The organism is Leptospiraceae bacterium (assembly GCA_024233835.1).
In the GTDB taxonomy this organism is placed as follows: Bacteria; Spirochaetota; Leptospiria; order Leptospirales; family Leptospiraceae; genus JACKPC01.
Map to the genome: position 1 here is coordinate 381,485 of JACKPC010000003.1, position 13,105 is coordinate 394,589.

Annotated in this window: 12 protein-coding genes; 7 read left to right on the top strand and 5 right to left on the bottom strand. The window is 37.5% G+C overall.

The features are described 5' to 3' along the window. The first annotated feature begins 23 nt into the window (after nt 1–23). Nucleotides 24–1,352, top strand: coding sequence for an ankyrin repeat domain-containing protein (locus H7A25_16050; protein ID MCP5501415.1), 1,329 nt, complete (start codon nt 24–26; stop codon nt 1,350–1,352). Between the two features lie 16 nt (nt 1,353–1,368). Here H7A25_16050 and H7A25_16055 read toward each other — a convergent pair whose 3' ends face one another. The 3 genes from H7A25_16055 to H7A25_16065 all read right to left on the bottom strand — a co-directional run bounded on the left by H7A25_16055 (nt 1,369) and on the right by H7A25_16065 (nt 4,728). Next, nucleotides 1,369–2,313, bottom strand: a complete 945-nt coding sequence (locus H7A25_16055) for an Rpn family recombination-promoting nuclease/putative transposase (protein ID MCP5501416.1) — start codon at nt 2,311–2,313, stop codon at nt 1,369–1,371. Nucleotides 2,314–2,414: 101 nt separating this feature from the next. Next, nucleotides 2,415–3,803, bottom strand: a complete 1,389-nt coding sequence (locus H7A25_16060; GenBank protein MCP5501417.1) for a hypothetical protein — start codon at nt 3,801–3,803, stop codon at nt 2,415–2,417. Then, the gene (locus tag H7A25_16065; protein MCP5501418.1) at nt 3,790–4,728 is read right to left on the bottom strand and encodes an ABC transporter ATP-binding protein; all 939 of its coding nucleotides are present in this window, start codon (nt 4,726–4,728) and stop codon (nt 3,790–3,792) included. The genes H7A25_16060 and H7A25_16065 overlap by 14 nt, the downstream gene beginning before the upstream one ends. 142 nt (nt 4,729–4,870) lie before the next feature. Between H7A25_16065 and H7A25_16070 the strand changes: the two genes are divergently transcribed. The 6 genes from H7A25_16070 to H7A25_16095 all read left to right on the top strand — a co-directional run bounded on the left by H7A25_16070 (nt 4,871) and on the right by H7A25_16095 (nt 10,016). Further along, a complete protein-coding gene (locus H7A25_16070; GenBank protein ID MCP5501419.1) occupies nt 4,871–5,788 on the top strand; it encodes an aminopeptidase P family protein in 918 nt (305 codons plus the stop codon). Continuing rightward, the gene (locus H7A25_16075; protein ID MCP5501420.1) at nt 5,785–6,576 is read left to right on the top strand and encodes a metal-dependent hydrolase; all 792 of its coding nucleotides are present in this window, start codon (nt 5,785–5,787) and stop codon (nt 6,574–6,576) included. The genes H7A25_16070 and H7A25_16075 overlap by 4 nt, the downstream gene beginning before the upstream one ends. 4 nt (nt 6,577–6,580) lie before the next feature. Then, a complete protein-coding gene (locus H7A25_16080; protein ID MCP5501421.1) occupies nt 6,581–7,354 on the top strand; it encodes an SDR family NAD(P)-dependent oxidoreductase in 774 nt (257 codons plus the stop codon). A gap of 48 nt (nt 7,355–7,402) precedes the next feature. Further along, entirely contained in the window at nt 7,403–8,131 is a 729-nt protein-coding gene (locus H7A25_16085) for a hypothetical protein (GenBank protein MCP5501422.1), read from the top strand. 308 nt (nt 8,132–8,439) lie between these two features. Further along, nucleotides 8,440–9,498: a fatty acid desaturase gene (locus tag H7A25_16090; GenBank protein MCP5501423.1), complete on the top strand. Its 1,059-nt coding sequence runs from the start codon at nt 8,440–8,442 to the stop codon at nt 9,496–9,498. After that, a complete protein-coding gene (locus H7A25_16095) occupies nt 9,495–10,016 on the top strand; it encodes a hypothetical protein (GenBank protein MCP5501424.1) in 522 nt (173 codons plus the stop codon). Before H7A25_16090 ends, H7A25_16095 begins: the two co-directional genes overlap by 4 nt. A gap of 80 nt (nt 10,017–10,096) precedes the next feature. On the opposite strand, the gene H7A25_16100 is transcribed toward H7A25_16095, so the two are convergent. Both H7A25_16100 and H7A25_16105 read right to left on the bottom strand, forming a co-directional pair. Further along, complete coding sequence (locus H7A25_16100) at nt 10,097–11,503, bottom strand: hypothetical protein (GenBank protein MCP5501425.1); 1,407 nt, start codon at nt 11,501–11,503, stop codon at nt 10,097–10,099. 87 nt (nt 11,504–11,590) lie between these two features. Beyond that, entirely contained in the window at nt 11,591–13,099 is a 1,509-nt protein-coding gene (locus tag H7A25_16105; protein MCP5501426.1) for a hypothetical protein, read from the bottom strand. Nucleotides 13,100–13,105 lie beyond the last annotated feature (6 nt).

A 13,105-nucleotide genomic window follows, 5' to 3' on the forward strand; every position in this document is an offset into this window, starting at 1 on the left:
ATGTTTCACACACGAAGACTCTTATGGATAAACGAGAAACTTCTTCCAAAGAATACGATTTAATGGAAGAAAAGTTGGTTTCTGCGGGAGCGAAGAAGTTTACGTCGGAAAGCCTTTTAGTTCCGGTGAAAAGATTTCGTGTAATCCGAAAAATGAAAGATAGCGTTTGGGAAGCGCGGTATAAAGTTAAGAATGAGTTAAGCAATTCTTATTATCTCATAGGAGGAGTGATTCCTTTTGTGGTAGAGCGGGATGGATGGGGCGAATACACCGGCATAGCTTTACTTACCGCCCTTTACAGTTTTCCCGTTACGATTATTGATTGGGTTTCTCTTCCTTTTCGCCTGGGTGTTTCTGAAGAACTAAAAACTGAAAATCAAACTGAAGTAGTAAAGGAAACTCAAGAGGAAATTAAAGATAGTCAGAATATGCAGATAAAGATAAATAAGGAAAATATAAAATTCCAAAAAGGTGAGTTGATAATTCCTTATCGGACAATTGCTGATAAGTGGGTAGGAAATAAAAGCTTTCTGTTTAAATGGGATACTGTAAAGGTCAGTTATGAGATACTTGGTTCTTCTCCTGAGAAAGAAAGGGAGATTCCGCTGAATACTATTATTAACCAGGAAGATTATCATGAAGTTTTGCTTGCCGATTCCTTGAATCGCCCGCAAGTATACAAATATCTCCTGACGTATTTTAGTTATAAGGTGTGTCTCGTAGACAAAATATATCCCGAAACAAAACCTATGATGGAGAAAACGGTTGAAACTTTCCGCAAGAAATATTTGTATTCAAAGGACTATTGTATCTTCCTGATGCTGAATTATGATAATCAATGGAGTATATACGCTTATGATGATAAAGGTGAGTTTCGTGCTTCTAAAGTTCTGAATAAAACTCGTTTGGATGAAATCCTTCAGGGGGAGAAAAATGTAAATGCTTTACTTACTTTTGCTGCCGACAAAATCGGTAGAACTTTGGATAAAACTCAGGATTTACGGGTGATCGATTATTTATTGAAACAGGGATATTCTTTAAATTATAAAACAGAGAGTATTTCATCTCCTCTCGAAGTGGCCTGTTTGATGGATAACCTTGAATTGGCACAATACTTGATTTATCGAGGAGCTGATGTGAATTATAAGGGAGAAGATGGTTTGCAGAGGACGGTGATTTTTCGGGCAATACTTAAAAATAATCTGAATATGGTGAAATATTTGGTGGAAAAAGGAGCGGATATAAATGTTCATTTTGATAAAGAGCCTCCCCATACTCCCTTACAGGCTGCTGAATATTCCTATCTGGATCCGGAGATCAAAAAATATCTTATCTCTAAGGGAGCGAAATAAACAGGAATCGTATTACTTATAGAAGATTTTTGATATACTCTACCGTTACATTAAAGTCGCTGGCTACTTCTTCAATACTGAATAAATTTTTATTCAGTATTTTTAAAATAGCAGAGTCCAACTTTTTTTTCTCCTGTTCAGCTCTTTTTTTCTCCTGCTCGGCTCTTTGTTTCTCTCTTTCTGTATTTTTTCTTTCCTCGTTTCTGCCGTCTTCTTTAGCCGTTTCGACTACATCCTTTTCATAGGCTATACTTTCTAAGTATTTTTCATATTTTCTTCTGGATTCTGTATCCATTTTCATTACATTTAGTTTTTCTCTGGCTTTGTCTATATTTTTAGAGTGAAATTCCTCCTTTACTTCGCTGTGCTTTAACATATAAATCCACTCATCTATAGGACTCATGATCACATCTTCAAATTTTTCTACACGAATCAAATAGTATTCCGGAAATATATTCTTTTCTCGCATTTGAAATTTGGGACTGAATACTTCATCAAGTTTTATCTTTTCTTTTACGATTAATGAATCATGGGTATGAATTCCTCGAAAATCGGTTCTACCATAATAAATGTAGTCATCACCCAGGCCGAGATTAAAATAGACAATGCTTATAGACAGCACCTTCACTACATTGTCATAAGGTTCACCGCTCTTTATATTTTCTACTATTACTTTAGATGTACCGTAAAGCAGTCGCTCTAAGTAATGGGTTTCCCGATTATTCTGGACTTCAATGATCAGTTTTCTTTTTTGAGAGTCTTCAATTAGAAGGTCAACCCGGTTAAATTTATCATTGGAATCCTCCTGGTTGGATTCTGCATCAAGAATAGACAGAACTTTGATGTCTTCATTTAAAAGGGCAGTTAAGAATCCTTCGAGAATATCAAAATTCGATATATCCCGCAGGATATATCGAATAGCCCAATCAAAACGCACCAGTTTTTCAGAATTAGGAGTCATGATTGAAATTCTAATAAAACATTATGTCAAGTTACTTAATAATTCTCGAAATAGTAAATACTGGTTTTAAGAGCCTGGCTTGTGAGGCTCTTTTTAAAAAACTATTTCTCCAGTACACTTGCATTTGCAATGTAAAGTTTTCGGCTGAGTAGAAACATCGGCACGAGCTCAAAAAGAATTACCACAAGGCCTATCATTGAGTTTGCTTCCTTAGAAGGAATGGGCCAGAAAATATAGAGTATAGCTTCGGCTTTAATTCCTATAAAAATCATCGGGATAAGAAAGTAGATAAGGAATAGATAGATAATGGCTAATACATCACCTTTTCTTTGTTTATAGGCAAGATTACAGGAAAGAATAATCAGGATGTCTCTCAGTAAAAATCCGAGAATTACAAAAGGGTATAGAAATAAACCGGTTGTCGAAGTAAATGTATCGAGATCGAGACCCGGAAAGTTATCAAATTTGAAACCCAGAAGCAGGATAGAAAGAACAATTCCGATGATACCGGTCAGTATCAGGGTGACTAACCAGAGTGGAGAATTTTCCATGACTTTGATCCAGTTCTGGTTCAGGAAGTTTTCTAAGAGAAACTTAATATCAATGATATACTTGGATTCACTAAAAATTAGGTATAAGCAAATCAGTATATATCCACTGAAAGTAAGGGCTAAAGCAAGGAGACTCTGGTTATATAGTCCGCTCATTTTCATATTGGATAAAAAGCCGGATAGTACAAAGCTGAATGAAAGAAGGAAGCTTAGCCAGGCAAAAGGTCCATTACGGTAGTGAAGTTCAAACCTCATAGAGCGGTACAATCCATAAACACTCCAGGCAGTATAGAAAATTAAACTGAGAAGTAAGATATTTAGAGTTCCGAGTTCCAGAGAATACCAGGATAGTACAAACTCCTTTTTATCCACTACATTAAATAAATAACTGAGTAATAGAAAACTCAGACCGAAAGCAATCAGGGTATAGAAACCTGCGTTTATTTTTTCCTTATTCCTATTTTTACGAATTCCTAATAAACTCAAATTCATGCTCAAGGAATGGATTAAAATCGTGGATAGTATCATGAAGAGAAGCAGATAGAAATGTTGAAGGGTGAAACCACTGGCATTGGCTGAGAGCAAGAACATAAAAAGTGTAATCCCGGCTCCGTACCAGTTATAAATAGTTCCACCGAATAGTTTTCCAAAACTCATTTGCAGGGGAGAGAGAAGGGTTAGTCTTTGGAAATCCCAGGTTTTACCATTTACTTCCTGGATGATACTGTCAGAAGCAACTTTGGCGCCCCATAATAAATTGATTACAAAGAATAAACCCATCGACCAGGCAAGAGACATTGAATGAAACTCCTGCATATTATTACTTTTGATATAAATAAGGCTATAAACAACAAATAATAGTAAGGGCATAAGAACAAGTCGGTTCGGATTTAATTCGAGCCAGGTGTTTTTTCTAAATTCAGGATTATTGAATAGCATTTTGGGAAACCTCCGAGCGAAGTATAGATAAGTATTTATCCTGGATATTCTCTTTTTTTATGGAATATTCATATATTTCTATATTCCTATGAATCAAATTTTTTAAAACGATAGCCAGTTCTGAGTCATCTCCCGAAAATGTAAATACAAGCGTTTTCTTAGAACTATCAAGAGTGTAGGTAATTTCTTCTTTTTGAAAAAATTCTACAAGTTCAGTTTCTCCTGAGAGATAACGACAGATAATGGTTCTTTGTACCTGTTTGGCTTCACCTATTTTACCTGATTCTTCGTCTATCACCTTACCATCTTTGAGGATAAGCAGATAATTTGCATACTCGTTAAGTTCAGCAAGAATATGGGAGGATACGAGCAAGGTCATGCCTCTGCGATTCAACTCAAGAAATAGTTGGCCTAAAGCATAACGGGCCTCCGGATCGAGACCGGAAGCCGGCTCATCTAAAATTAAAAGGGAGGGAGAATGAATAATCGTTTGACCGATAGCCAATCTCTGTCTCATCCCTCTCGAAAGGTTTTCGACTTTCTCGTTTAATTTATCTTTCAGGTTGAGTTCTTCAGCTACTTCCTGTATTTTAGCTTCAATCTGGTATTCCGGGATACCGTAAGCCAGGCCAAAATAACCGAGTGATTGTTTTACCGTGAGAGAGTCGTAAAGTCCGAAGAAATCATTTAGAAAACCCAAAAGCCTGCGACATTCCCCGGGATTTTCGATGATATCTACTCCGGCAATATGAATAGAACCCGAAAAAGGACTCTGTAGACCTGCGAGGCAGCGCAAAAGCGTGGTTTTACCGGCACCGTTGGGCCCTACCATCGCAGTGATAGTACCCTCCGGAACTACAAAGCTAACCTTGTCGAGGGCTCTGTGACCGGGGTATTCAAAAATCAAGTCCTGTACCTGTATCATATAGGTAGCAGCATCTTTCGATATTCTTTTTTTTCAAGTAATCCCTGAAAAAATAATGGTCATCTGGATAAAAAGTAAAAGTTTATAAGTTTAGAGATATTTGTATTTAGAATTTAAACTCTCAAAGGAAGCAGGAGCCTGTATGGAGGAAGAAATTTATAGTAAAGAAGAACTGGGTGAATTTAAAAAAGTGCAACAACTGGCCTACAGGGCTGTTGAAGCGGTTCGCAAGGAACTGTTTGTAGGCATCAGTGAAAAGCAGGCAGCGAGGATGATAGATGATTACCTGCTGAAAGAAGGTATCAGTGGTTTTTTTCATAGGGGCTTTGCCTGGTTCGGAGATAGGAGTGGTTTTGTTGGTTTTAATCGTCCCTTACATTTTGCAGGAATGAATCTGAAACTGGATCAGGTTCTTCCGCCCTTTTTTAAATCGATTCCTCATCTCGGATTGGAGTTTTTACCTTCGGATAGAAAACTCGAAGAAGGAATGGCAGTCATTCTCGATGTGGCCCCAGCTGTAGAAGGCAGGGCGGCTGATATTGGTTATTCTTTTGCCTTTGGTTCAAATCCGGAAGTAGAGAAAGCTCTTTTAGATCTGGAAGTCTTTCGTTCTCTAATATTAGAAATGGTGCATAAGGAAAAACATCTTTCAGAGATTTATAACCGGGTAAGTGAAGTAATTTCTGAGCTGGGTTATAGGAACTGTCATAGCCTGTATCCTGAAGGAGTACTGGGACATCGTATTGGAAAAATTCCGTTTGATAGTATTCCGTCAATTGATATTTTGGGTTTTCCTCTTCAGACTTATGCGTATTTAGCAGGACAAATGGCTTCTGAGTTTATCAGCGGTATCGGTTCAGAAAATCCTAATTGGAATGAAAAGTCCAACTACAGGATAGGAAAAGGGCTCTGGTCGGTAGAGCCTCATATAGGTAAAGATACTTTTGGTGTGAAATGGGAAGAACTACTGGTAGTGACAGATACGGAAGCCTACTGGTTGGAGGAAGAACCTCCTCACGTGAAGTTATGGAAAGAACATAAGAAGGAAGTTATCTCGTGAGCATTGCCGGGATAAAAGTTCGAAAGCCGGCCTTTGAATTTCCTATGGATATTAGAAAATACTGGTACGGAGGCAGTGCTTTAAAAACCTGCTTTTTAAATTCGTTCACCCTTTTATTTCCGGGAGCTGAGAGTTTTTTTGTTAAAACGGTTAAGCGCTATCTATCTGAATTGGAAGGAGAGAACAGGAAAGAAGCTCTTGCATTTATGGGCCAGGAAACCCAGCATTCTATGCAGCATATAAAATACTGGGAGAATATGAAACAACAGGGATATGAAATCGAAACCCTGGTTTCTTTTTATAACTGGTTTATTAAAGAAGTAGTAGAAAAACAACTTGATGAGACCGAACAATTGGCTCTTACTGCGGGGCTTGAGCATTATACAGCTTTACTTGCTGAAATTGCCTTAAAAGGAGAGTATTTTGAAGTCTCCGAGCCTGTTATGAAGAAACTCTTTGAATGGCATGCAGCCGAAGAATTAGAGCATAAATCTGTAGCTTATAATGTTTTAAAACAAATCAATCCTGATTATTTTCTTCGGATTCGTCTTATGCTTTTTGCTACTATTATGCTTATAACTTTTACCGGAAGTTATACAGCTTTACTGCTTCTGCAAGAAAAAGAAATAAAGTATTATAATATTCTAATGGATGGAATTGAATTATTTTTAACACGGGAAGGAGTTCTTTTTCCGGCCCTTGAGATATTTTTTCAATATTTTAAACCGAATTTTCATCCAACTGATTGTGATAATTTATATTTAACAAAAAAAGTATTTAAGGATTAAAGAGATGAGTAGTTGTTTAAGAAATAAAGTTATTTTATTAACAGGTGCAGGCGGCGGTCTGGGTTCTGAGATGGCTAAACAGTTTTTAGAAAAGGGAGCCAGGCTAATTCTTACTGATTTGCATAAACCGGAAATAACCCATGAAATGTATAGAACAAAAGGGACTGTGGTAGGTGTTTTTGCTGCTAATCTTGAGACAGAAGAGGGATGCAGGGAAGTCTATGAGCATACCCGTGATTTTTCAAGAAAGATAGATATTCTTGTAAACAATGCGGGGGTTGCCGCAGCCGGTGGACTTTTGGATGTGCCGGATGAAAAGTGGAAACAACTCTTAAATATAAATCTCTACGCTCCAATATATCTGAGTAAATTATTTTTACCGGATATGTTAAGTGCCGGTAGTGGACAGATTGTGAATATTTCCTCTATAGCAGGGCATGTAGTGCATCAGGATTTAACCTATTATTCTATCTCCAAGTTTGGATTAAGAGCTTTCGGAGAAGGACTTCATGCGGAATACGGTAAGAAGGGTATTAAAGTTACCAATGTTTATCCATTTTTTACGCGGACAAAGATCCTGGATTCGGTTCAATTTTCTGATAATCAAAAGAAATTACCGGACTTCATGATAGACGAACCGGAGTCAGTCGTGAAAGAAATTGTAGCAGGAATTGAAGAAGGGAAGCTGCATGTGTTTACCGGTTTCAGAGCAAAAGGAACTAAATTTTTAAAAGAGTTTATGCCGGATATATTAGAAAATGTAAATAAATTTCTTTAAAAAGGTAATGAAAATTCGACAGTTGACTTGTATTGAGAGAGTTTATCTGTGAATCTATGGCAAGTTCTGTCAACTAGTGGTGATAACCGTATTCTTGTAAAAGAGAGTGGTATGAATGATGTATTGGTATCTCCAAAGCCCATAGAGAATATGGTTTTTCGCTCCAGTTGCACCGGCTCTTATTTGAGAAATATAGATATTGAACCTTTACAAGAAATCTGGAATCAAACTAACAAGAATAATTTTGCGGAACGAATGGACTTACTACACAGGAGGATGAGTAAGGCCTTCATAGTAGAGAAGAAGACTCACATTTTTACAGTATCTTCCGGTACGGATGTGGAATATATTCCTCTTTTTTTGCTTAAGTGCATATTTGCTGATGAACTTAGGATTGTAAACATTATCAATGGGATTGGCGAGTTGGGATCAAATTCTAATATTGCTGCGGCAGGTTTTTCCTTTCGTCCTTTGACTCCATCCGGTAAAATTATAATCAAAAGAGAAAAATTATTCTCAAATATCAAATTGATAGAGACATATCGTAATCCTGTATGCGCTCAGGATGTAATAGCTAAGAAATTTTGGTATGATCCGGTTATAAAAGAATTAAGTAACTCGAATTCTATAGTACTATTACATATTTTAGAACCATCAAAATTTGGTTATCGTATGGATGTATTTACTGAGATAGAAGAATTAATCTCTTTATATCCGGAACGTCTTTTTATTTATGTTGATGCCTGTCAGACAAGAACATCTCCGACCGAACAATAAAATATTGAGAGGCATATTCATAGAAATTTAAAACTATTCTCTTTAATGTAGTGTTAGATTCACTAATTCAATTTGATAAAGTTCTTTACGAAAATCAAATAAAAAAGTTTCCTTCACTCTTATTTTAATTTACAATAGAGTGAATTTTAGATAGAGCTCCCTACTTTTTTTCCTATAAAAATCCAGAAAAAGAAAAAAAAGAGTTCTAACTTATAAGATTTTACCCGGTTTCTTATAAGATAGGTCGACTGAAAGCAGAAAATGCTTTACACTGTAGAGAATCATGGTTAAAACAAGGAGAAATACTCATGAATTCGACAATAGAAAAACATATCGAAACGCAAAAGGAAACTCGATCCGAAAAAGAAAAAATACGTAATATCAGCCGGACAGTGCGTAGCAGGGAAAAAGAGCTTCGGGAGAAATACTCTATTCTTAAATACCAGGACCAAATTGGACTGAGCATCTTCAGTGCTTCGGCCCTGGCAATGCTTCTTGTTTCTTATTTTTATATCGCCGGTTTTTTAGGAGCGATTCCTGCCATTATTTTAAATGCTATTTTTGCTTCTTTTTTGCATGAATTGGAGCATGATTTGATTCACGGGATGTACTATAAGGAAAGAGGGCTCGAAAAATTCATGATGTACGGAGTCTGGTTGTTTCGGGGGAATACTCCTAATCCTTATTATAGAAAAAAGATTCACCTATTGCACCACAGAGAGTCCGGGCAGGTGAGAGATGTGGAAGAGCAACTCATCGGAAATGGTATGCAGCACGGATGGAAACGATTATTAGTGACCCTTGATAGTAGTTTTGGTTTTGTTTTTCAAAGAAAAAAACTTAAAACACAGGCCCCGGAGTTTAAAGAGCTGGAATCGTTTATGGCCAGTTTTCCTTTTATGTTTCTATTTGGCTTTCTGATGTATACCTGTTTATCTCTGAATATACTCAATCTGAGTCTTTCTTATTTTTCCATACAGACCCCTTCGTTTTTAAGTAACGTAGTAAATATACTGAATATTATCGCTGTAGTATATATTCTACCCAATGTTCTTCGTCAAACCTGTTTACAGTTTATTTCTTCGAATATACATTACTTTGGAGACATTCGGGAAGGTAGGGATGGAACTCTGGAGCAAACCCAGGTATTAAATTCTCCACTGTTTATTTTACCGCATTTATTTTGTTTTAATTTTGGAAGTACTCATGGTATACACCATATCGTCGTAAACCAGCCCTTTTATATTCGTCAGATGGTCGCTTCTGAAGCTCACAGGGCAATGAAAGAAGAGGGGATGAGGTTCAATGATTTTGGCACATTTTTAAGGGCTAATCGCTATCATAAGGAGAGTTATAAAGCTGCATGAAAAAAGTTGAAAGAGAAGTTAAAATTAAAGCTCCGCTGGAAAAAGTGATGGAAGTAATGATAGATATCGAAAGATATACTAAATTTATTCCGAGTATTAACTCTATAGAGTTGACTCATTTCTGTGAAAACAACCGGAGAATTGAAGCGAAATTCAAATCAAAGCTTCCGGTAATAAATGCGGATGTGGTATCTCATCAAGAAATTTGTTTTGACCTGAGTCGTTACAGGTTTCAATTCAGAGAATTGGAAGGAAAATTCAAACATTTTCGGGGAGTCAGGGAATTGCACAGGGGAAGTGATGCAGTGACATTTTATTCCAGAGTAGAGTATCAATTTGGAGACGGATTTCTATTTTCTCTATTAAATGAAAGTTTAAAATCTGTGGTATATTCTAATATTGAAAGTCTTCAGAATGGGATTAAAAAGGAAGCCGAGTCCTGTAAAAAAGAAATTCACTGCCTGGAAAGTCTGGAAAAGCAGGCCATTCAAAAACTCAGCTTATCTGTAAACAGGTGATTGTGTAAGGGGCCTCTCTCTTAAGGTGATGCTTAATCACCTTAAGAGAGAGGCCCCTATCTTTTCCAAAAAATAAAGGTTTAATCTTCTTTTAAGGTTTCTACTCTATATTTAACAAGCACTTCGGAATCAGCCGGAACTTTTACATCTACATAAGCCAAATTTTGAGTTTCTTTTGTGAACTCATGACTGGTTTCTTTAAAAGACCAGTCTCCGTAATGGTTTGTGTAATATCGAATTACCACATCTTCTTTTTTTCGGTTTCTCAGACTTACTTCGTAAGCGGAAAGATCTCCTTTTCCGGCTTTTAGTTTTTCATAAGAAACACGTTTTCCTTCTGCAAGAATATCAAAAGCATTGCCGGTAGAAAGCTCTAACTTTTCATTTTCCGGAGTATGTGTGATGTGGCTTTCTCCGAGTAATTGTTGTCTTCCTTTAGAATCAGCTTTGAATACACGAACCACTCCTGCCGGGAGGGGCCTTCCGAGATTCTTTTCTTTCTTGTTTTCTACAATGTATTTTACATTGGCTTTTTGCTTAGAAATGTTTGAATAGAGACTCATAGGGCCTATGATATATTGTTTTTGAACTTCTATATCTTTAGCCTGGAACATCTGAATCTGTTTTACCTGGTGATTACGAATATCTACTTTTCTTTCTACTGTATAAAGATAATAGTCAGCAATATTTTCCTGGCTCACGGCTGAAATACTGTCTAAGGATTTGCTTGCATACTCAGCTCTTTTTGCATATTTTTCTTTGTAGTAGGGTCTGTGTCTTTGTACTTCTCCGGCCAGAAGTTGTAATTCTGCATTTTCAAAAGAAGTCCCGCTGTTATTATTTAAGGTAAGCCAGCAGGTTATTTCGGAAGAAGATTCTTTTTCATCTAATACCAGGACATAGTCGGAACTCCAGCTCATCCCGTTTGTTTGATAAGAAACTTCCAGTTCTTTTTCTCCTCCCGAGTTGCTGAATAGTTTCCAGATAAGAGTAGGGTTTGCATAGAGATTATCGGGTATATTCGGAACGGTAATTCTTCCTGAATATCCGAGGGAGATATCGGAGCCAATTTGGAAAATAGGGCTTCCATTATTCGAAATTAAGCGGGCCTCAACTGTTTCTTCTGTGCCGGTTTTCGGATTCATACGACTTATCTTCAGGTCTTTACCTACATATTTTTCTAAGAGTTTTGAATAAGAGATGAGATCATATTCGTAGTTTTGCTCTAAAACTCGAAATGAATTAGAATCCTCTGACGTACTAATTCTTACTGTTTGGGGAATGATTTGGGAAGCAACATCTTCAAAACGAAGATCTTGAATGCCTGCGGCAAAGGAAACAGAGCGTTTTTCCCTAATTAGGCCCATTCCGGAATTATAGACAGTAATGGAAAGGGAGTTTCTATCTTTGGATGTGCTGATACTCTTAGATGAAACTACAGCCGAGGTGCTCCGGGAAGAACCATCTTTCACCTCTTTCTTTTTAATATCCCAATTAATGGTTTCAGCCTGTAAACCAGAAACCAATAAAGCCAATAAACTGATGCAAATTTTTTGTTTCATAATTCTCCTTTATCAGAAAGATTTTCCTCCTGAAAATAATACCATCTTTTCATCTTTCGCTTTGTATTTATTTGTTTCTTCATCCAGGACCCAGCGCCTGCGATTCTGCACCCGCAGGATGAGGGGGCCTAAGGTTACAGCTACTTCTCCAACACCCTGGGATTTATCATCGACTTTAAAGGCTTCACCGGTTCCATTGAAGCCTTTCTTTGTGTAAAAACCAGAAAGCAGGATGTACGAACCGAGAGGAATATAAGCTCCTAAAAATACTCGAGAATTATCTTTTCCATCATAGTCTTCATAGGTCGCCTCTATTCCTAATTTATAATAGTTGAAAATTAGAGTATGATAATATCCTTTTACTTTTTCAGCAAAACCATCCTGGTCTTCTGCGTAAGCGTATTTGGTTAGCGGGATTTCTCTATCGAGATCATACTGATAACGTTCCACTTCGTAGAAGCTATCGAAATACATAGGTAAATAGGTAGGAGTCATTCTTCTATATTCGGGTTTGATAGTTAAGTTTACGTTTTTGTTTCCAATTTTGAAAATTACTCCGTAGTGTTGACCTTTCGCGTTATCTAACCTTCTCATGCGGTTGAAATCAGCGTAAGGCATTAGGGTTATAGACCTGGTATTAATCAATGCAAATTCCAGATCGACTCCTACAACGCCGGCTCTTCTGGTTTCTTTGAGACCCGGGTTCATGTATTTATCCAGCTTTGCATGTCCGGTTGTATCATAGTCCAGTGTGTATGGGGCTCTTCCATCTACCGCAGAGGTAAGACCGATGGCAAAGCGGTTCCAGATAGAATTTGGATCAAACCCACCTACCCGAACAGGAATTGCACTGCGCTTTTTGGGAGGTTCTTTCTTTTCTTCTTTTTTAGGCTCGGTCTGCTTCCTTTCTGTTTTCTTGAGATCTTCATTTTCTACTTCTTCGATTACCCGTTTTCTACCGGCTTCATCCATCACATTTCCCGGCATTATCATAACCACATTGGAGGAATTACCCCGAATCGCATGGTATAAACCGCTCAGCACCCCGTAGGGACGAATATAGGCCCGGCCTGCATTTACTTCCTGTTTCCAGACAGAGTTGGTAAATACCTGTAAACCACCGTAGTCTGTATTTACATCGGCCATAACTCCTAATTTATAGTTTTCTATCCTCTGGTTATTCACATAGCGGTTAATAATTGTACCGTGACCGATTTTACCATCAAACATTTTTCCTATATAGAAGGAAAAAGTGACTTTCCCGGGCTCGTAGACACCATAATTTCCAAACCAGAGGTAGTTTAAAAGCCTCTGGTAATCTGAACGCTCATCGTAATCGACTGTGCGGACTTTGCCGAACTTGGCTTTGGGGTCGTAGGGCTCGTTATCCTTTATCAGAAGATTCAGGGGAATTTGAAACGATAGCCCCCAATCCTCTCCGTCACCAAGGTTGAAGCCGGGAGCGAGGTAGAGATAATAATCATTATTATAGTTATTCACCCCGGCATCGAGGGTGAACATCCCCTG

What these genes read in the sequence shown, in the direction of transcription:
- H7A25_16050 (MCP5501415.1), top strand. Translation starts at nt 24, where the DNA reads ATGGATAAACGAGAAACTTCTTCCAAAGAATACGATTTAATGGAAGAA.
- H7A25_16055 (MCP5501416.1), bottom strand. Translation starts at nt 2,313, where the DNA reads ATGACTCCTAATTCTGAAAAACTGGTGCGTTTTGATTGGGCTATTCGA.
- H7A25_16060 (MCP5501417.1), bottom strand. Translation starts at nt 3,803, where the DNA reads ATGCTATTCAATAATCCTGAATTTAGAAAAAACACCTGGCTCGAATTA.
- H7A25_16065 (MCP5501418.1), bottom strand. Translation starts at nt 4,728, where the DNA reads ATGATACAGGTACAGGACTTGATTTTTGAATACCCCGGTCACAGAGCC.
- H7A25_16070 (MCP5501419.1), top strand. Translation starts at nt 4,871, where the DNA reads ATGGAGGAAGAAATTTATAGTAAAGAAGAACTGGGTGAATTTAAAAAA.
- H7A25_16080 (MCP5501421.1), top strand. Translation starts at nt 6,581, where the DNA reads ATGAGTAGTTGTTTAAGAAATAAAGTTATTTTATTAACAGGTGCAGGC.
- H7A25_16090 (MCP5501423.1), top strand. Translation starts at nt 8,440, where the DNA reads ATGAATTCGACAATAGAAAAACATATCGAAACGCAAAAGGAAACTCGA.
- H7A25_16095 (MCP5501424.1), top strand. Translation starts at nt 9,495, where the DNA reads ATGAAAAAAGTTGAAAGAGAAGTTAAAATTAAAGCTCCGCTGGAAAAA.
- H7A25_16105 (MCP5501426.1), bottom strand. Translation starts at nt 13,099, where the DNA reads ATGTTCACCCTCGATGCCGGGGTGAATAACTATAATAATGATTATTAT.